Origin of the sequence: Curtobacterium sp. SGAir0471 (assembly GCF_005490985.1) — a bacterium.
In the GTDB taxonomy this organism is placed as follows: domain Bacteria; phylum Actinomycetota; class Actinomycetes; order Actinomycetales; family Microbacteriaceae; genus Curtobacterium.
In genome coordinates this window covers 2,891,419-2,909,107 of record NZ_CP027869.1, presented here as the reverse complement: position 1 = coordinate 2,909,107, position 17,689 = coordinate 2,891,419, and the positions used below count along the sequence as shown (strand labels likewise).

Sequence of the window (17,689 nt, the reverse complement as noted above, 5' to 3'; positions counted from 1 at the left end):
GACCGCGTCACCCGCAGAACTCGTACGGCGGGATCGCCGAGTCCGCGCTCACCCAGATGTCCCTGACGGGCTCGGTCGACGTCACGGAGAAGCTGACGTGGACACCGTTGATGCTCGTGGTCCAGACACCGTAGGGGTTCCCGTCGGCGGGATCGGGGTCGTCCACACCGGAGACGGTGTACCGGAGGTCCGGGTAGGCCGCACGGAGCTCGTCGAGCGAGCTGCCGAGCCCGAGGCCCTCGACGGTCGTCGGAGCGGCTCGGGAGGACGATCCCGAGATGTCCACGCCGGAGATCCCGCCCGCGTCGTCCCGCACGATGAACAGCGTCGGCTGCTCCCGCGCCGGGACGCTCGACCCACGGAGCTTCCACACGGCGGAGCACGAAGGGTCGTGGACGAACGCGGCGGTGAGGTCATCGGTCTCGGCGGAGTAGTCACCCTCGACGGCGATCGGCCCGATCTCGGTACCGGAGATCGTCCACGTCCCCGGGTCGTCGAGCGCGAACGGTCGGCGGGTGGAGGTCGGGCTCGGCGTCGGGGTGGGGCGGGGGCTGTCGACGACCGGTGCGCGGTCCGGCGTCTGGCTCGGCGTCGGAACGGCGGTCGGTGAGGTCGTCGGTGCGGTCGGCTGCGCGTCCGGACCGGGGATCAGCCCGAGTGCGACGCTGCCGCCGGCGGCGCCGAGCAGCAGTGCGGCGACGACGCCGATCGCGATCCCGACCCGTCGACGACGCGGCGTGCGCCGGGGCACGGTGCGTGCCAGGACGTCCTGCTTCATCGTGACGAGCAGGCGCTGGAGGTCGTCCCCCCGGGGCGGCTCAGTGTCCATCACGCGTCACCGCCTTCCGCGGTCCGCGGCCCGGACGGCTCGAACGGCCGGGGGCCGACGGGAGGAGTCCGAGCTCGTCGGCTGCCTGGGCGTAGGAGCGGCCGTCCACGACGCACCGCTCGCAGAGCGCGCGGTCGTCGCTCGATGCGCCGGCCAGGTCGGAGCGGACGAACCGGAGCGGATCGCCGGGCAGCGCACCGGACGCGCGCCCGGCGCACGCGGCGAGCAGCCACGGCAGGAGCGACGCCGATGCGAGTCGGACGTCGGTCGCGTGGTCCCAGAGCTGCAGGAAGGCGTCCTGCACGAGCGACCGCGCGGCGTCCGGTGTCGCCGCGAGTCCCCATGCGCCGCGCGTGAGCACGGCGGCGTGGCGGTCGAACGCCGTCGCGAGTGCGGCGCGGTCGCCCCGGGCCATCCGCTCCACGAGCGTCTGGTCGTCGTCTCGGTCCACGGTCACCCCCTTCACCAAGAGGATGTCCGACGAGGCCCGATCCTGACGAACCGACCCCGTCGTTCGTGCAACCGGGCGTGTCGAGCGTGCTGCCGGACGACCGTCGCTGGACCACGAGGACGCAGGGACGACACGACGGACCCGCGTTCGGGTCGCGGGTCCGTCGTGGGACTGTGGTGCCGGGCGGCGCGGTCAGCCGGTGAAGCGCTGCCAGAGCTCGGTGATGATCGGCCAGACGTCACCGGCACGGTCCGCCGAGGCGATGGCGATCGTCACGACGGGGTAGGCGGTGACCGCGAGGCTGACCAGGACGGCGAGGACGACCGCGAAGACCGACGTGACCGTGTGGCGCCGGGTCAGCGCCCAGAGCAGCAGGGCGAGGACGACCACCACGCCGAGCAGGGTGACGAGGGTGATCCGGATGAACGGGAACGGCACGAGTCCGGCGGTGGTTGCGGTCATCCCGCCGAGGAACCCGACCAGCGGCAGGTAGGCGCCGACGGCCACGGCGAGCACCAGCACGATGCCGATGCCCGACGTGATCCAGACGCCGCGCGGACGGGGACGACGAGCGGTCGAGCCCCGCCGTCCCGCCCACGCGGTGGTCATCGCCGTGCCTCGCCGTCACCCTCGCCGTCGTCGCTGCGGTGCTCGGCGGCGCCGTCGTGACGGGCGTCGGCCTCGTCGCGGACGACGTCGGCGGCGTGCTCGATGCGGTCGGCCGCCTCGTCGAGCGCCTCGGCGACGCGCTCGTCCGTGTCGGTGGTGTCGGACGCGTCGGCGGAGTCGGACGTCCCAGCGGCGTGGGACGTGTCGCCGTGCGCCGAGGAGGTCGCGCCGTCCTTCGTCGCGCTCGCCGCAGCGTCGGCCGCGTCCGAGGCCGCGGCACCGGCGTCCGCTGCGGCGTCCGTCGCCGCCGCGGCGGCACCGGATGCACGGTCACGGATCTCCTGCGAGGCGTCCTTCGCCGCGTCCTTCGCTGCGCTCACCGCTTCCCTCGCCGCGTCGCCGGCGTCCGAGGACTTCTCCGCGGCACGCTCAGCCGCGTCGGACGCGGTCTCCCGCGCCGCGTCGACGGCGTCGGCGGACTTCTCCCGCGCCGCGTCGACGGCGTCCGCGGTCTCCTCGCGGGCGGTGTCGACCGCCTCGGATGCCCGATCACCGAGGTCGGCGGCGGTCTCCCGGGCGCGGTCGACGGCGTCACCGGCGGCGTCCCGTGCGCGGCCAGCGGCCTCCCGCGTGGCGTCGGCGGCGTCGCGCGCGGCATCGCGCGCCCGCTCGGCGACGTCGGCGGCTCCGTCGCGGACGTTCTCAGCGGCGCCGGAGACGGCCTCCTTCGTGCGGTCGACCGCGTCACCCACGGCCTCGCGGGCCTTGTCGACCGGCGTCGGTTCGTCGTCGAAGGGACCGTGCACGTCGAGCACGCGCACGTCGACGGTGGTGGGCTGTCCCGCGCCGAGCTGCGACACCGCCGCGGCCACCTGACGGCGGACCTCGTCGGCGACCTCGAGCACCGGGCGCGGGTAGCTGACGACCACGGAGACGGTCACGTCGAGCGTGCCGTCTCTGTCGTCGACCTGGACGCCGGGGGCGCCGGCGGTGCGACCGAGCTGCGAACGCACACGGTCGGCGGCTCGGGCGACGAGCCCGCCCAGGTGGTGGACGCCCGGCACGCCGAGCGCCGTCTCCGCCGCGGTGCGGGCGGCGACCACCAGTGGCCCGGCATCCTCGGGGAGCGGGGTGGTCAGCTCGGACGGCAGGTCGACCTCGGTGATCTGCGTCCGGGCGTTCGGATCGTGCTGCATGGCTTCCTCCTCGTGAACAGGACGGCCGTCGCCCCCGTCGGGGGGCGACGGCCGTGGTCCGCTACTTCCCGAAGACGTCCTTGACGTCCTCGCCGGTCTGCTTGGCGCTCGCAGCGGCCTGGTCCTTCTTGCCCTCCGCGACCTTCTCGTCGTTGTTCGTCGCGTTGCCGAAGGCCTCCTTGGCCTTGCCGGTCAGGTCCTGGGCAGCGTTCTTGATCTTGTCGTCGAGTCCCATGGTGGGTTCCCTTCTTGCTCGTGGGCTGTCGCCCGGTGGTGACGGCCTGGAGGCACTGGTCGCCTCGTCCGGCCCGCTTGCGGTGGTGCTGGTGGTGCGTTCGTGTCCGGCGTCGTGTGCCGGGTCCGGCCTACTGGACGCGGGTGGTGCGTGCCAGTGCGGTGCGGGTGCCGCCGGTGAGGTGGACCAGGACCGGGATCTGCCGGCCGAGGGTGCGGTCGAGGGTGGTGAGGGCGTTCTCGACGGCGTCGAGGACGGTGACCGCGTCCCCGCCGCGGCGGACGTGGACCTTGATCCGTGCCGCGCGGGTCTTCTTGACCAGGTACGTGTCGACCTTCGATCCGACGATGTCGTGGACACCGGTGAGTTCGTGGTCGATGACGTCCCGGACGAGGGCGACGTTCACGGTGACCTGGTCGTCGCCGGAGCGTTCCCGGACGGCGACGCTGGTGCCGCCGCCGCCGCGGGTGAACACCACGATCACCGCCAGGACGATGACCACCGCGCAGACGGCGGCGATGATCCACAGGGCGGTGTCGGGGACGGTGACCTTCGTCGGCAGGGTCACGTACTGCTGGAGGGCGTCGCGGACGGGTTGCAGGACGCCGGCGCCGATGATCACGCCGACGATGATGCTGACCAGGCCGATCAGGAACAGCAGGACCCGGTTGAAGCCGCGGTTGGTGGTGGTCATGCCAGGGTTCCCTTCTCTTCCACGGTGACCTTCACGGACCGGCCGTGCTTGCCGCCGAGCCGGCCGAGCCGCTCCTGCACGGCGTGCTCGACCTGAGTGCGGTCGACGGGGATGCCGGACAGGGGCACCACGTGCACCTCGGTGTGGTGGCCGCGTGCGGACGCCGTGGTGTTGGACTCGGGGACGCCTGCTGCCAGGGCGGCGGCGTTCGCGGCGGTGGAGGCCAGGATGCGAGTGTCGATCACGACCGCGCCGCGGTCCCGGTCGATCCCGGACCGGGGCTGCCGGCCGGGCTTCACCGCCAACACGATGAGGATGATGCCGAGGATCACCAGGACGGCGGCGATGACCTCGGCGATGGTCGTGAACGCCGCGTCGGGCTTGAGGGCGGTGTCGGCGACGGTCTGCGGGTCCGCCAGCAGCGGGCCCTGCCCGATGGCCTTCAGGACCGCTTCGGTGCCGATCCACGCCGCGACCACCACGACGATGATCAGGGTGACGGCGAGGGCGGTGGACCGGGACCGGTGGACGCTGCGACGACGCAGCCGCTTCTCGAGCTGTTCGATGCTCATGATGGCCCCTCCTACCGGACCCGGCCCTCGTGCTCACGCACGATCCCGGTCAGTTCGATGTGGGTCCGACCCACCCGTCGGCCGGAGAGGTCCCCGACGCGGGAGCGGATCGTGTCAGCGGCCGTCGTGGCGGCGGAGACGATGTCCCCGCCGGCGGCGATCGGGCCGGTGACCTCGAGCGCGAGCGCGCCGTCGTGGTCCTCCAACCCGACCCGGAGCCGCTTCGCCGGAGCGCCGAGACGCTCCGCTGCGACGGCCCGGGCCAGCGCCGTCAGCGCCCGGGCGGTGATCTCGACCCGGCCCGGGACCGCGCTCACCGGGAGGCTCCCCGGGCCGGCGCTCACCGGGAGCTCCGGCGTCCGGTCAGCACGTCGGTCAGGGCGCCGCGGTCGATCTTCCCGGTCGCGATCGCGGCCACGAGGGCACCGATCAGCCCGAACACGATCACCAGGACGAAGCCCCAGAACCCGAACTGCAGTGCCACGACGGCGAGGATGGCGCCGATGAGTGCGCCGACGAGTGTGTTACTCAACGCGGGACTCCTTCTTGTCGTCGTTGTCGTCGTCGTCGCCCGGGATGTAGACGTCCTGGACGGTGACGTTGACCTCGGCGACCTCCATGCCGACGATCTGCTGCAGGGCGCGGGCGACCGACGAACGGACACCGTCGGCGACCTGCTGCAGCGACACGGGGTACTCGGCGACGATGGTCACGTCCGCGGCGACCTGCTTCTCGCCGACCTCGACCTTGACGCCCTGGCCGTAGTCGCGCTGGCCGATCGCGTCGCGGATCGCGCCGATGGCACGGGCGGCGCCGTTGCCGAGCGAGTGCACGCCGTTGACCTCGCGGGCGGCGATGCCGGCGACCTTCGAGACGACGGTGTCGTCGATCGTGGTCTTGCCCGAGGCCGAGCCGGACGCGTGGCTGCCGGTCGAGCTGGTGGCGGCAGAGGTGAGGTTGGTGGTGTCAGCCATTGGTTGCTCCCTTCGAGTGCCCGCCGGGACTCGTTCCCAGCGGTTGCTGTTCACGGATGAGACGGGCTGACACCGACCTTCGTCACGCGCGTGTCCCGCGTTTCAGCGCTCTTCCAGGGAAAGCGCCAGAACGGCGGTTCTCCGTGTACCCCGAGGGGGAGCGGTCAGTCGGAGCCGCCGATACCGGCCCCGGTGTTGCGCGACGCAGCGTCCCGCACGGAGCGCACGTACGCCATCGGCGACAGCCCGCACTCCTGCTGGAAGAGCTGCTGCAACCGGCGCGGTCGGACCCCCGCCGCGTCGGCGATGTCGTCGACGGTCAGGTCGCTGCCGGCGTGCTCGACGATGTGCGCGACGGCGCGACGGACCCGCCAGGACGTCCGGCCGGACTCGGGACGCGCGGCGCGTGATCCCCGCAGGGTCGCAGCCGGGTCCTCCCCGAAGCGCTCCCGGTAGGCGGCGGCGAAGCGCCCGGGGTTGGTGAAGCCCCACCGCCGCGCGACGGGGGTCACGCCCTCGTCACCGACCGCGCGGAGCAGTTCGCGGCGGACGCAGTCGAGCCGGTGGTCGCGCATGAAGCGGTTCGGCGTGGTGCCGAGCGTCCTCGCGAAGACGTCCTGCAGCCCGCGCTGGCTCAGTCCGCACGCCGCGGCGATGTCCGGCACGGACGGACGGTCCTGCGCGTGCGCCTCGATGTACCGGATCGCGTCGCGCAGACGGTTCGCGACCGGCACGTCCTGGCCGCGGTTGCGGATCGGGAAGGTGTCCAGCACGACCACGGCGAGCCGCCGGTTCAGCGCGGTGCGCATCGACCCCACCACGCGCTCGTCGAGCAGGGCGGGTGCGAGGTCCTGCACCAGGCGACGGAGTGGTTCGCGCCGCGCGATCGCCTCGTCCTGCTGGTCGAACAGCAGCGGTCCCTCGGGCAGGCGGTAGCCGAGCTCCTCGCCGACCGACCGGAGGAAGGGGTCCGACACGTGCAGGCCGTTGTAGACGGTGTCGGCCGACTCGAAGCGGTAGGCCTCGGACGCCGAGGCGATGTAGGGGCTCCCCGGCTCGATCACCCTGGTGCGGTCCGCGAAGTGCATCTCGAGCCGGCCCTTCGTGAGCCAGAACACCACGTGGTCCTTCCGCGGGCCGATCACCCCGCCTCGACGCCCGCCCTCGGCGCGCATCGTGCGGAGGGTGACGTCGTCGTCGCCGACGATCGTGTACTCGTAGCGGGTGCCCTCGGTGACGTAGGTCTCGGTCCCGAGGTCGCTGCCGTTGTACTCGGCGGAGAAGATCCGCGCGTAGTCGGTGCCGTCGCTCTCGGTGAACCGCAGCCGGCGGTATCCGTTCGTCGACGAGGTGCTCACCCGCGCATCATGCCAGCACTGTCCGGGATGCGCGCTCCCGTGACCGTGGTGGGCGGCGCCGGACGGGAGGCGCGTGGCGGCACCGCCACGGGCCTCCCGTCCGACGCGTCCCGGCTCGATCCGCACCAGCGCGGCGATCCGTCGGGTCGCGCGGTCCGCCCACCGCGGATGCGAGCGATGCTGTCGATCAGTGAACAATTCTCAGGAGATTCTGCGACTCGTCCCGGGGCTCGAGGCGCGGAATACCCCATGGGGGTACCGTGTTGTCGAGCACGGAGGTCAGGATGCCGAACGCACCGCACGCCCACGTCGGGTACATCGACGACAAGGACGACCTGCTCAAGCGGCTGCGCCGCGCGGAGGGGCAGGTCCGCGGGATCGCCCGCATGGTCGAGGACGAGACCTACTGCATCGACGTGCTCACCCAGATCTCCGCGGCGAACCGCGCGCTCGAGCGGGTCGCGCTCTCGCTGCTCGAGGACCACCTGCGCCACTGCGTCGCCGAGGCCGTGTCCGAGGGCGGCGACGCCGCCGACGCGAAGGTGCGCGAGGCGAGCGACGCGATCGCCCGGCTCGTCCGCTCCTGAGCCACACCACCACTCCCGAGGAGGAACCATGACCACCGAGACCGTCGCCGTGACCGGGATGACCTGCGAGCACTGCGTGGCGAGCGTGACCGAGGAGGTCTCCGAGCTCGCCGGTGTGACCGCCGTCGCCGTCGACCTGGTGCCGGGCGGATCGTCGTCCGTGACCATCACGTCGGACCGCCCGATCGACGACCAGGCCCTGCGCGGCGCGATCGCGGAGGCGGGGTACGAGGTCGTGACCCGGTGAGCGAGGGCGTCGTCGAGCTCGACATCACGGGGATGACCTGCGCCTCGTGCGCGAACCGCGTCGAGCGGAAGCTCGGCAAGCTGCCGGGCGTCTCCGCGACGGTGAACTACGCCACGGAGCAGGCGCAGGTCACGGTCACCGATCCCGCAACGGTCGACACGGCTGCCCTGGTGGCGGCCGTCGAGGCCGCCGGGTACGGCGCGACCGTGCACGTGCGGCAGCCAGCGCCCGGGGCCGATGTCGACGCGGACGACGACACTGCCCGGGACGAGACCACGGCGCCCCTGCGGCAGCGGCTCGTCGTCTCGACGGTGCTCGCCGTGCCCGTGGTGCTGCTCTCGATGGTGCCGGTCCTGCAGTTCCCGAACTGGCAGTGGGCGGCCCTGGCGCTGGCCGCGCCCGTCGCGGTCTGGGGCGCGCTGCCGTTCCACCGTGCGGCGTGGGTGAACGCCCGGCACGGCGCCGCGACCATGGACACGCTGGTGAGCGTCGGGGTGCTCGCCGCGTTCGGGTGGTCGCTGTACGCGCTCTTCCTCGGCGACGCTGGTCGCCCCGGGATGCACATGACGTTCTCGTGGTTCGCGTCCGACCCCGAGGCGAGCGACCTGTACCTCGAGGTGGCCGCAGCCGTCACCGTCTTCATCCTCGCCGGGCGGTACATGGAGGCCCGGGCGAAGCAGCAGTCCGGAGCGGCGCTCCGCGCGCTGCTCGAGCTCGGCGCGAAGGACGCGTCGGTCCTGCGCGACGGGCCGTCCGGTCCGACCGAGGTCCGCGTGCCGGCCGCCTCGCTCGTCGTCGGTGACGTCGTCGTGGTCCGGCCGGGCGAGCGGATCCCGAGCGACGGCATCGTGCGCGAGGGCTCGTCGGCCGTCGACCTCAGCATGCTCACCGGTGAGTCCGTCCCGGTCGAGGTCCGTCCGGGCGACCGCGTCACGGGCGCCACGATCGACGTCGGGGGTCGGCTCGTGGTCGAGGTCACCGCCGTCGGTGCCGACACCGAGCTCGCCCGGATGGGGCGTCTCGTGGAGGAGGCGCAGACCGGCAAGGCCGCCGTGCAGCGGCTCGCCGACCGGGTCTCGGCGGTCTTCGTGCCCGTCGTCATCGGCCTCGCCGTGGTCGCCTTCGACGGTTGGCTCGTGGCCGGCGGTTCGCTGACCGCCGCCTTCACCGCCGCCGTCGCGACGCTCATCATCGCCTGCCCGTGTGCGCTCGGGCTCGCGACGCCCACGGCCCTGCTCGTCGGGACGGGCCGCGGTTCGCAGCTCGGCATCCTGATCGGCGGCCCGCAGGCCCTCGAACGGACCCGCGCCGTCGACACGATCGTGCTCGACAAGACGGGCACGGTGACGACGGGGGAGATGCGCCTGTCAGCGGTCCTGCCGGTCGGTCCCGTGCCCGACGGCGACGCCACACTGCTCGCGCTGGCCGCCGCGGTCGAGGACGGTTCCGAGCACCCCGTGGCCCGGGCCGTCGTCCGGGCCGCCCGGGAGCGCGGTCTCGACGTCCCGGTCGCCGAGCAGTTCACCGCGACCCCGGGTGCCGGCGTGCAGGGCGTGGTCGACGGCGAGGTGGTCGTCGTCGGTACCGCCCGGTGGCTCGCCGAGGCCTGGGCCGTCCACGTGGACGACGCCCTGGCTGCTCGGGTCCGTGCCGCCGAGGCGGACGGGGGGACCGCGGTCCTCGTCGCCCGGGGTGGAGCCCTGCTCGGCGCGGTCGTCGTCGGCGACACCGTGAAGCCCGAGGCGCCGGAGGCCGTGCGGCGCTTCGTCGCGCTCGGCCTGCGTCCGGTGCTGCTCACCGGTGACAACGAGGGCGCCGCCCGCGCCGTCGCTGACCGGGTCGGCATCGACGAGGTGCACGCCCGGGCGACCCCCGCGTCCAAGCTCGAGACCGTCCGGCGGCTGCAGGCCGAGGGGCGGACCGTCGCGATGGTCGGCGACGGGGTGAACGACGCCGCGGCGCTCGCGGCCGCGGACCTCGGCATCGCCATGGGAGCGGGGACCGACGCGGCGATCGCGGCGAGCGACGTCACGGTCGTCAGCGGTCGGCTCACCGTGGTGGCGGACGCGGTCCGGCTGTCGCGGGCGACGCTCCGGACGATCCGCGGCAACCTCTTCTGGGCCTTCGCGTACAACGTCGCGGCCATCCCGCTCGCGATGGCGGGACTGCTGAACCCCGTGCTGGCGGGTGCGGCGATGGCGTTCTCGTCCGTGTTCGTGGTGACGAACAGCCTGCGGCTGCGGCGCTTCACGCCGTCGGACTGACGGACGAGGCTCCGGCTCCGGCTCCGGGCGGGGCGGGCAGGATGGGCGCATGCGATCCCTCCCGGGTGTCCTCGGTGCCGCGGCACCCGTCCACGTCGCGCCGATGGCGGGCGGGCCGAGCACGCCCGCGCTCGTGTCGGCCGCGAGCCGCGCGGGGCACCTGGCACAGCTCGCCGGCGGGTACCTCGACGCCGACGCCCTCGCCGCCCAGGTCGCCGAGGTCCGGTCGAGCGGTACGGCGTCGTTCGGTGTGAACCTGTTCGTGCCATCGCCGGTGCCGATCAACGACGGCGTGTACGAGGCCTACCGCGCCGAGCTCGAGGCGGACGCCGGGCGCCCGCTGCCCCCGAAGCACGAGGACGACGACGCGTGGTCGGACAAGGTCGGACTGCTGCTCGACGACCCGGTGCCGGTCGTGTCGTTCACCTTCGGACTCCCGGCTGCGTCGGTGGTCGGCGAGTTCCACCGCCGGAAAGTCCTGACGGTGCAGTCCGTGACGAGCGTCCCCGAGGCACGGGCGGCCGCCGAGCGCGGTGTCGACGTGCTGCTCGTGCAGGGGGAGGCCGCGGGCGGGCACTCGGCGGTCCTCGACGCGGCTGCGACGCCCGCGCCCGTGCCGCTGCAGGACCTGGTCCGCCGGGTCACCGCCGCCGTGCGGCTGCCCGTGGTCGCGGCGGGCGGACTCGAGACGGCCGAGGCGGTCCGCGCCCAGCTCGACGCCGGTGCGGCCGCCGTCGCCGTCGGCACCGCCGTGCTGCGGACCGACGAGGCCGGCACCTCCGCCACCCACCGTGCCGCGCTCACCGACCGGGCCTTCGACCGGACGGTCGTGACCCGCGCCTTCACCGGACGCCCCGCGCGGAGCCTCGCCAACGCGTTCACGCGTGCGCACCCGGACGCCCCGCTCGGGTACCCGGCCCTGCACCACCTGACGCGGCCGATCCGGAGCGAGGCAGCCGCCACCGGGGACCCGCACCGGCTCCACCTGTGGGCGGGGCGGGGCTGGCGGGCGGCGACCGACGGTCCGGTGGCCGACGCCCTCGCAGCACTCCTGCCCTAGTCACGCGGCGCGCGGCGCTTGGACGGGTGCGGAGCCGGGTCGGCCGGCGCTCGGCCCGTGGGCGGCCGCCGTCGGGCTGTGCGCGGAGACACCCCGACGGCACTACGCTCGGACGTGGTCCGCGACGCAGCGCTGCGGTGACCCGCGGTCCAGTACGTCTTGAAGGTACCCAGGAGGACCGAAGTGACCGAATCCGCTCCCGTCGACCCCACATCGACCGACGGCTGGAAGAAGCTCGCCGGCATCGCCGACGGCTTCACCCCGGACCTGCGCGGCTGGTTCGACAGCGACCCCGGTCGTGCCGAGCGCTACACGTTCCAGGCCGCCGACCTGACCGTCGACCTGTCGAAGGGCCTCGTCGACGACGAGATCCTCGGCGCCCTGCTCCAGGTCGCGAAGGACACCGGCGTGGCCGAGCGCTTCGAGGCGATGCTCGCCGGCGAGCACATCAACGTGACCGAGGACCGCGCGGTCCTGCACACCGCGCTCCGACGCCCGAAGGGCATCGAGCCCGCCCTCGTGGTCGACGGACAGGACGTCGACGCCGACGTCCACGCCACGCTCGACAAGGTCTACGCCTTCGCCGAGCAGGTCCGCGACGGCTCGTGGACCGGTGTCACCGGCAAGCGCATCGAGACCGTCGTGAACATCGGCATCGGCGGCTCGGACCTCGGCCCGGTCATGGTCTACGAGGCCCTCAAGCCCTACGTGCAGGAGGGGCTCGAGGCGCGCTTCGTCTCGAACATCGACCCCGCCGACATCTACGAGAAGACCGCGGACCTCGACCCGGAGACCACGCTCTTCATCGTCGCGTCGAAGACCTTCGGCACGCTCGAGACGCTGACCAACGCCCGCCTCGCCCGCCAGTGGCTCTGGGAGCGCCTCGGCCTGACCGACGCGTCCGACGACGAGAAGTCGAACGCCGTCGCCAAGCACTTCGTCGCCGTCTCGACCGCGCTCGACAAGGTCGCCGCGTTCGGCATCGACCCCGAGAACGCCTTCGGCTTCTGGGACTGGGTGGGCGGCCGCTACTCGGTCGACTCCGCGATCGGCACCTCGGTCGTCATCGCGATCGGCAAGGAGAACTGGCAGCAGTTCCTCGCCGGCTTCCACGCCGTCGACGAGCACGTCCGCACCACGCCGCTCGAGCAGAACGTCCCGGTCCTCATGGGCCTGCTCAACGTCTGGTACACGAACTTCCTCGGTGCGCAGAGCCACGCGGTCCTGCCCTACACGCAGTACCTGCACCGCTTCGCCGCGTACCTGCAGCAGCTCACGATGGAGTCGAACGGCAAGCGCGTCCGCTGGGACGGCTCGCCCGTCACGACGGACACCGGCGAGGTCTTCTGGGGTGAGCCCGGCACGAACGGTCAGCACGCGTTCTACCAGCTCATCCACCAGGGCACCCGCCTGATCCCGGCGGACTTCATCACCGTCGCGAAGCCGGCCCGTCCGCTCAAGGACGAGTCCGGCGACGGGAAGGCCGTGCAGCCGGGCCAGGACGTCCACGCGCTGTTCCTCGCGAACTTCTTCGCGCAGACGAAGGCGCTCGCGTTCGGCAAGACCGCCGACGAGGTCCGCGCCGAGGGCACCACCGACGAGGGGATCGTCGCGGCGCGCACCTTCACGGGCAACAAGCCGTCGACCTCGATCCTCGCGCCGGAGCTCACCCCGAGCGTCCTCGGCCAGCTCATCGCCCTCTACGAGCACATCGTGTTCACCGAGGGCACCATCTGGGGCATCGACTCGTTCGACCAGTGGGGCGTCGAGCTCGGCAAGCAGCTCGCGCTGCAGATCGCCCCGGCGGTCGACGGCGACCAGGACGCGCTCGCGTCGCAGGACTCCTCGACCAAGGCGCTCATCGCCAAGTACCTGGAGCTGCGCGGCGAGTAGCCACGCACGCCCCTGACGGACGGGAGGCGCGGTGCCAGCTGGCACCGCGCCTCCCGTCCGTCGCACGGTCGGCCCGCCCTGGTCCTCCCGTCCGCCGGGGGGTTCCGCCAGAGCGACAGGGTGCCGCGAACCGTCGACGGTGGTCTGTCGCCCCGCGGAACTGACGGACCGCGCGGCACCGCGTCAGCGCGCGAGCGGGTCGAGGTTGAGCGTCGTGCCCTCGTAGAGGTACTGGTCGTCGCCGAACACCTGCACGTCGGCGTTCAGCCAGACGAGCGCCTTGACGCTGATGCCGAAGCGCGCGGCGACGTCACCGATCAGGTCGTCGCGGGCGACCGTGTACGACCGCGGTGCCCCGGAGGCGGTCGTCGCGGTGACCGGACCGGCGGCGTTCGCCCGAGCGCCGCCGTCGACCGGGTGCACGTTCGTCTGCCGCTGGGGCACCGACCACCGCACGGGGGCGACCGCGAGCACCTTGCCACCCGCGATCTCGATCGGCAGGTCCACCTGCCCGGCATCGGCGGCCGAGGACACCACGAGCGTCACGAGCCCGGACGGGTCGACGCCCGATCCGTCGAGCGGCACGTCCTTCGACACCGGCGCGGCGGTCGGACCTCCGAGCACCGCGTCGCCCACGCCGGGGTAGGTCAGCCCGTCGCCGACCTGCCGCTCGCGCTCGAAGAACCCCACGCCGATCGGTACCGGGAGCGACGAGGTGACGCCGGTGTACTGCGCGGTGAAGGTGTCGTCGCCGTCCGCCACGACCCGGTAGTGGAAGTGGATGCTGCCCTTCGGTGACGCGACGTCGCCCTCGGTGAGGACCGTGCCGGCCGGGATCGGCGTGAGCACGGGGTCGGGGACGGCGGCCTCGGTCGCGACCGGTGTGGGCGCGCGCGGGGTCGCCGAGGCCTCGATGTGCGCGGCGTCCGGGTCCTCGGTCGCGGTGGCGGTCGGTGCCGGCGTCCGGCTCGCCGTCGGCGGGACCGAGGGTGCCGGGAGCGCTCCGTCGGACCCGCCGAGCAGCGAGCAACCGGACAGCGCGACGGCGACGACCAGAGCGGTGGCGCCGGTCGCGACGGTTCGGTTCATGATTCCCCCTCGGTTCCCGATGCTACCGCGGGGTCCGAGGCACCTCGGGCCGCGCCGACGGGGATGTGTCCGGGGGCACACTGCTGTCGGTGCGAGCGGCTACCGTCGGAGCATGGACCGCCACGAGATCCTCGCCGCCGCAGCCGCCGCACACGCCGCTCGCATCGCCGAGGCGGGCGGTGACGATACCGCTGCCCGCCGGCGTGCCGCGGCGGTCGAGGGGCGGGGACACGGGACGGACGACGCCTCGGCCGATGCCGTCCGCGCGGTCGAGCGGCGGCGCGCGGGCGAGGTCGAACGGGCCGCCGAGCGCACCGAGGGGGCACTCTCCGACTGGCACCGGATGGGCACCCGCCGCGGGGTCACGCCGGACGAGCAGCTGCGGAGCGCCTGGACGGTGACCGGTGTCCCGGAGCCCGGCGCCGCCCGCGCGCTGGCGAACGTCCTGCTGTCGACCGCGGGACACGCGGGTCGTGTCGCCGACGCCGCCCGGCGGAACCCGGCGCTCGGAGGAGCGGCGAGCGCCGCGGCCCGCCGGACCGTGCGCCGGTACACGGACCACGGGGCCGGCATGGCCTCGCTCGGCGACGTCCTCGGCGACGGCCCGTCCGACACCGACTGAGCAGCACTGCGCTGGCCACGCGCGGTCGGGTCGGCTGTTGGACCGCTCCCTCGCTCATCAGGCGTTTCTTGGATCGGTCCAAACGTCAGGTCGACAGAATGTCCAATTGACAGGACATGGAATCGGGGTACGATCGCTGCACGCAACGCCGCGCGATCACCCGACGAAGGAGTCAACGAATGGTCGACATCAAGCCGACAGCACCGAACGTCGCACTTCCACCGGTGGGGGAGGGTCCCCACCGTCGCCGTCTCGGCGTCCTGGCGCTCGTCGCCACCTTCGGCGGCCTGCTCTTCGGCTACGACACCGGTGTGATCAACGGTGCACTGCTCCCCATGAAGGAGGAGCTCGGCCTGACCAACCTGACCGAGGGCGTCGTCACGAGTTCGCTGCTCTTCGGCGCGGCGATCGGCGCGGTGCTCGGTGGTCGGATCGCTGACGGCTGGGGACGCCGGAAGACGATCATCCTGCTCGCGGTCACCTTCTTCGTCGGCACGCTCACGTGCGTCTTCGCCCCGGCCTTCGGGGTCATGGTCGTCGGCCGGGTCCTCCTCGGTCTGGCCGTCGGCGGCGCGTCGACCGTCGTGCCCGTCTTCCTCGCCGAGCTCGCGCCGTACGAGATCCGCGGATCGCTCTCCGGTCGCAACGAGCTCATGATCGTGATCGGTCAGCTCGCCGCGTTCGTGGTCAACGCGATCATCGGCAACCTGTGGGGCGAGGGCAACGGCGTCTGGCGCGTGATGCTCGCCGTCTGTGCCCTGCCCGCCATCGCGCTCTTCGTCGGCATGCTCCGGGTCCCGGAGTCGCCGCGCTGGCTCGCGTCGAAGGGGCGCTACGGTGAAGCGCTGTCGGTGCTGGGACAGATCCGGTCGGAGGAGCGCGCGAAGGCCGAGCTCGACGACATCAAGCGCACGAACGAGGCCGAAGCGCGGGTACAACGGGTCAGCGGCTGGCGCACCCTGCTCGGCAACAAGTGGCTCATCCGGATCGTGCTCATCGGCGCGGGCATCGGTGTCGCGCAGCAGCTCACCGGCATCAACTCGATCATGTACTACGGCCAGACCGTCCTGATCGAGTCCGGCTTCCAGGAGTCCGCGGCCCTGATCGCGAACATCGCTCCCGGTGTCATCGCGGTCGTCGGAGGCGTCATCGCCCTGGCCAACATGGAGCGCATCAACCGCCGCACGACGCTCATCATCGGCTACTCGCTGACGACGGTGTGCCACTTCCTGATCGGCATCGCGTCGATGACCCTGGTCGAGGGCAACCCCGCGCGGCCGTGGGTGATCCTGTTCCTGGTCGTCGCGTTCGTCGGATCGATGCAGACGTTCCTGAACATCGCGACGTGGGTGATCCTGTCCGAGATCTTCCCGACGCAGATCCGGGCGCTCGGCATGGGCATCGCGGTCTTCTGCCTCTGGATCGCGAACGCGTTCCTCGGGCTGTACTTCCCGACGATCGTGGCCGCGACCGGCATCACCGGGACCTTCTTCGGCTTCGCCGTGGTCGGCGTGCTCGCCCTGGTCTTCATCTGGAAGTTCGTGCCGGAGAGCCGCGGCCGCACCCTCGAGGAGGTCGAGGAGGGCGTCACCACCGGCAACATCTTCACGGTGCCGCAGAAGGCGTCCCGCCGCTAGACCCGGCGGGACGACGGGCGGGAGGCTCGTGGCGACACCGCCACGGGCCTCCCGTCCGTCCCCCGTCCTGCTGGGAAGGGGCGTGCGCCCGAGCCGTAGGCTCGGCCCGTCGTTGTAGCCGTACAAGTACAGGAGGTCGGGTGTGGTCGAACTCGGCGCCGGATCCTTCCCGGTCGCACTCACCGTCGCGTGTGCAGCGCTGCTCGTGGTCGCGGTCGGCTGTGCCGTGTTCGTCGCCGTCGACGTGGTGCGGCACCCTCCGCACATGGGCGTCATGGCGCTCGTGTGGCCGCTCACGATGCTGTTCGGCAGTGTCGCCTGGCTGGTCTTCTACCTCCGGCGGGGTCGGGCCACCGCGCCGGACCACGGGCGGTGGGCGGGGACCGCGATCGACACGAGTCACTGCGGTGCCGGGTGCGCGCTCGGTGACCTCGTCGGGGAGTTCGGACTGGCGTGGTTCCCCGCGCTCGGTGCGCTGGTCGGGCTCGGCTCGCTGTACCAGGACCGCATGGTCGCCGGGTGGGTCGTGGACTTCGTGCTCGCCTACCTGCTGGGCATCGGGTTCCAGTACTTCGCGATCGCCCCGATGCGCGGGCTCGGGGTCCGTGCGGGGCTGGTCGCCGCGCTCAAGGCGGACACGCTGAGCATCATCGCGTGGCAGGTCGGGATGTACGGACTCATGGCGGTGTGGCAGCTCGCGGTCTTCCCGGCGGTCTTCGGCGGCCGGGCCAGCGTCTTCTCGCCCGAGTTCTGGGTCGCGATGCAGCTCGCCATGGTCGCCGGCTTCGTCTGCGCCTACCCGGTCAACGCCTGGCTCGTGCGCCGCGGCATCAAGGAGGCCATGTGACGGACTGCGAGGATGGTGGGCATGTCCGACATCGACGAGGTGCTCGCGGCGTCCCGGGGCCTGCTCGGCGTCGTCGCGCGGTCCATGACGACCGCGCTCGAGCATGTCACCGTCCCGCAGTTCCGGCTCATCGTGCTCGTCACCACGCTGGGGCCGACCCGCGCCGGTGACCTCGCCGAGCGTCTCGCGGTCGGGCCGTCGACGCTCACGCGGAACGTCGACCGGCTGGTGGCCGGCGGATGGGTGGAGCGTCGACCCGGATCGCTGAACCGACGCGAGGTGCTCGTCGCCGCCACCGACCGTGGTCGCGCGCTCGTCGACGAGGTGAGTGCCCGTCGGAGCCGCGAGCTCGCCGAGGTGCTGGACCGGGTGCCGGAGTCGGACCGAGCCACCGTGGTCGCCGGCATGCGGGCGCTCCGGACGGCGATGGACGAGCCGCTCCCGGAGGAGGTCTCGGGCTTCGGCGGGTAGCCCTCGACGTCCCACAGTTGTACACGTACAATTATTGTGCTCGTACAACTGATG

21 protein-coding genes are annotated in these 17,689 nt (G+C 72.7%); 9 read left to right on the top strand and 12 right to left on the bottom strand.

The annotated features are described in order from the left end of the window. Positions 1-7: 7 nt before the first annotated feature. From C1N91_RS13495 to C1N91_RS13445, 11 genes are all read right to left on the bottom strand, one after another. Entirely contained in the window at positions 8-832 is an 825-nt protein-coding gene (locus C1N91_RS13495) for a hypothetical protein (RefSeq protein WP_137768140.1), read from the bottom strand. Then, positions 819-1,280 carry an RNA polymerase sigma factor gene (locus C1N91_RS13490; RefSeq protein WP_254678261.1) on the bottom strand — a complete coding sequence of 154 codons (462 nt, stop codon included), beginning with the start codon at positions 1,278-1,280 and terminating at the stop codon, positions 819-821. Before C1N91_RS13490 ends, C1N91_RS13495 begins: the two co-directional genes overlap by 14 nt. Before the next feature lie 192 nt (positions 1,281-1,472). Beyond that, positions 1,473-1,889, bottom strand: coding sequence for an MFS transporter permease (locus tag C1N91_RS13485; protein WP_137768139.1), 417 nt, complete (start codon positions 1,887-1,889; stop codon positions 1,473-1,475). Further along, positions 1,886-3,085, bottom strand: a complete 1,200-nt coding sequence (locus C1N91_RS13480; RefSeq protein WP_137768138.1) for an Asp23/Gls24 family envelope stress response protein — start codon at positions 3,083-3,085, stop codon at positions 1,886-1,888. The genes C1N91_RS13485 and C1N91_RS13480 overlap by 4 nt, the downstream gene beginning before the upstream one ends. A 61-nt stretch (positions 3,086-3,146) precedes the next feature. Beyond that, positions 3,147-3,320, bottom strand: coding sequence for a CsbD family protein (locus tag C1N91_RS13475; RefSeq protein ID WP_058749186.1), 174 nt, complete (start codon positions 3,318-3,320; stop codon positions 3,147-3,149). 130 nt (positions 3,321-3,450) lie between these two features. Continuing rightward, positions 3,451-4,014 carry a hypothetical protein gene (locus C1N91_RS13470; protein WP_137768137.1) on the bottom strand — a complete coding sequence of 188 codons (564 nt, stop codon included), beginning with the start codon at positions 4,012-4,014 and terminating at the stop codon, positions 3,451-3,453. Further along, positions 4,011-4,586 carry a DUF6286 domain-containing protein gene (locus C1N91_RS13465; RefSeq protein WP_137768136.1) on the bottom strand — a complete coding sequence of 192 codons (576 nt, stop codon included), beginning with the start codon at positions 4,584-4,586 and terminating at the stop codon, positions 4,011-4,013. Before C1N91_RS13465 ends, C1N91_RS13470 begins: the two co-directional genes overlap by 4 nt. Before the next feature lie 11 nt (positions 4,587-4,597). After that, on the bottom strand, positions 4,598-4,903 hold the full coding sequence (locus C1N91_RS13460; protein ID WP_137768135.1) for a hypothetical protein: 306 nt from the start codon (positions 4,901-4,903) through the stop codon (positions 4,598-4,600). Positions 4,904-4,926: 23 nt separating this feature from the next. Further along, complete coding sequence (locus tag C1N91_RS13455; RefSeq protein ID WP_137768134.1) at positions 4,927-5,118, bottom strand: DUF2273 domain-containing protein; 192 nt, start codon at positions 5,116-5,118, stop codon at positions 4,927-4,929. Further along, the gene (locus C1N91_RS13450; protein ID WP_137768133.1) at positions 5,111-5,560 is read right to left on the bottom strand and encodes an Asp23/Gls24 family envelope stress response protein; all 450 of its coding nucleotides are present in this window, start codon (positions 5,558-5,560) and stop codon (positions 5,111-5,113) included. Before C1N91_RS13450 ends, C1N91_RS13455 begins: the two co-directional genes overlap by 8 nt. Positions 5,561-5,724: 164 nt before the next feature. Continuing rightward, complete coding sequence (locus tag C1N91_RS13445; RefSeq protein WP_137768132.1) at positions 5,725-6,918, bottom strand: helix-turn-helix transcriptional regulator; 1,194 nt, start codon at positions 6,916-6,918, stop codon at positions 5,725-5,727. A 284-nt stretch (positions 6,919-7,202) separates the two neighbouring features. Here C1N91_RS13445 and C1N91_RS13440 point away from each other — a divergent pair, with 284 nt between their 5' ends. The 5 genes from C1N91_RS13440 (at position 7,203) to pgi (ending at position 12,969) form a co-directional block, all read left to right on the top strand. Next, entirely contained in the window at positions 7,203-7,505 is a 303-nt protein-coding gene (locus tag C1N91_RS13440) for a metal-sensitive transcriptional regulator (protein WP_137768131.1), read from the top strand. Positions 7,506-7,533: 28 nt separating this feature from the next. Then, positions 7,534-7,752 (top strand): heavy-metal-associated domain-containing protein, encoded by a 219-nt coding sequence (locus tag C1N91_RS13435; protein ID WP_137768130.1) that lies wholly within the window; start codon positions 7,534-7,536, stop codon positions 7,750-7,752. Next, positions 7,749-10,016, top strand: a complete 2,268-nt coding sequence (locus C1N91_RS13430; RefSeq protein WP_137768129.1) for a heavy metal translocating P-type ATPase — start codon at positions 7,749-7,751, stop codon at positions 10,014-10,016. The genes C1N91_RS13435 and C1N91_RS13430 overlap by 4 nt, the downstream gene beginning before the upstream one ends. 49 nt (positions 10,017-10,065) lie before the next feature. Continuing rightward, entirely contained in the window at positions 10,066-11,076 is a 1,011-nt protein-coding gene (locus tag C1N91_RS13425) for a nitronate monooxygenase (protein WP_137768128.1), read from the top strand. A gap of 183 nt (positions 11,077-11,259) precedes the next feature. Next, positions 11,260-12,969, top strand: a complete 1,710-nt coding sequence (gene pgi / locus C1N91_RS13420) for a glucose-6-phosphate isomerase (protein ID WP_058727286.1) — start codon at positions 11,260-11,262, stop codon at positions 12,967-12,969. A 183-nt stretch (positions 12,970-13,152) separates the two neighbouring features. Here the strand turns inward: pgi and C1N91_RS13415 are convergent, their stop codons facing one another. Then, positions 13,153-14,058 (bottom strand): LysM domain-containing protein, encoded by a 906-nt coding sequence (locus C1N91_RS13415; RefSeq protein WP_137768127.1) that lies wholly within the window; start codon positions 14,056-14,058, stop codon positions 13,153-13,155. Between the two features lie 112 nt (positions 14,059-14,170). Here C1N91_RS13415 and C1N91_RS13410 point away from each other — a divergent pair, with 112 nt between their 5' ends. The 4 genes from C1N91_RS13410 to C1N91_RS13395 all read left to right on the top strand — a co-directional run bounded on the left by C1N91_RS13410 (position 14,171) and on the right by C1N91_RS13395 (position 17,635). Beyond that, a complete protein-coding gene (locus C1N91_RS13410) occupies positions 14,171-14,680 on the top strand; it encodes a hypothetical protein (RefSeq protein WP_137768126.1) in 510 nt (169 codons plus the stop codon). A 179-nt stretch (positions 14,681-14,859) separates the two neighbouring features. Continuing rightward, positions 14,860-16,317: a sugar porter family MFS transporter gene (locus C1N91_RS13405; RefSeq protein WP_137768125.1), complete on the top strand. Its 1,458-nt coding sequence runs from the start codon at positions 14,860-14,862 to the stop codon at positions 16,315-16,317. Positions 16,318-16,459: 142 nt separating this feature from the next. Further along, positions 16,460-17,164: a DUF4396 domain-containing protein gene (locus C1N91_RS13400; protein ID WP_217496435.1), complete on the top strand. Its 705-nt coding sequence runs from the start codon at positions 16,460-16,462 to the stop codon at positions 17,162-17,164. A gap of 21 nt (positions 17,165-17,185) precedes the next feature. After that, on the top strand, positions 17,186-17,635 hold the full coding sequence (locus C1N91_RS13395; RefSeq protein WP_175416029.1) for a MarR family winged helix-turn-helix transcriptional regulator: 450 nt from the start codon (positions 17,186-17,188) through the stop codon (positions 17,633-17,635). Positions 17,636-17,689 lie beyond the last annotated feature (54 nt).

Excerpts from the sequence above, each read along its gene's own strand:
- C1N91_RS13450 (WP_137768133.1), bottom strand. The coding sequence starts at position 5,560 with ATGGCTGACACCACCAACCTCACCTCTGCCGCCACCAGCTCGACCGGC.
- C1N91_RS13410 (WP_137768126.1), top strand. The coding sequence starts at position 14,171 with ATGGACCGCCACGAGATCCTCGCCGCCGCAGCCGCCGCACACGCCGCT.
- C1N91_RS13405 (WP_137768125.1), top strand. The coding sequence starts at position 14,860 with ATGGTCGACATCAAGCCGACAGCACCGAACGTCGCACTTCCACCGGTG.
- C1N91_RS13485 (WP_137768139.1), bottom strand. The coding sequence starts at position 1,889 with ATGACCACCGCGTGGGCGGGACGGCGGGGCTCGACCGCTCGTCGTCCC.
- C1N91_RS13415 (WP_137768127.1), bottom strand. The coding sequence starts at position 14,058 with ATGAACCGAACCGTCGCGACCGGCGCCACCGCTCTGGTCGTCGCCGTC.
- C1N91_RS13395 (WP_175416029.1), top strand. The coding sequence starts at position 17,186 with ATGTCCGACATCGACGAGGTGCTCGCGGCGTCCCGGGGCCTGCTCGGC.
- C1N91_RS13425 (WP_137768128.1), top strand. The coding sequence starts at position 10,066 with ATGCGATCCCTCCCGGGTGTCCTCGGTGCCGCGGCACCCGTCCACGTC.
- C1N91_RS13470 (WP_137768137.1), bottom strand. The coding sequence starts at position 4,014 with ATGACCACCACCAACCGCGGCTTCAACCGGGTCCTGCTGTTCCTGATC.
- C1N91_RS13465 (WP_137768136.1), bottom strand. The coding sequence starts at position 4,586 with ATGAGCATCGAACAGCTCGAGAAGCGGCTGCGTCGTCGCAGCGTCCAC.
- C1N91_RS13480 (WP_137768138.1), bottom strand. The coding sequence starts at position 3,085 with ATGCAGCACGATCCGAACGCCCGGACGCAGATCACCGAGGTCGACCTG.
- C1N91_RS13440 (WP_137768131.1), top strand. The coding sequence starts at position 7,203 with ATGCCGAACGCACCGCACGCCCACGTCGGGTACATCGACGACAAGGAC.
- C1N91_RS13435 (WP_137768130.1), top strand. The coding sequence starts at position 7,534 with ATGACCACCGAGACCGTCGCCGTGACCGGGATGACCTGCGAGCACTGC.
- C1N91_RS13475 (WP_058749186.1), bottom strand. The coding sequence starts at position 3,320 with ATGGGACTCGACGACAAGATCAAGAACGCTGCCCAGGACCTGACCGGC.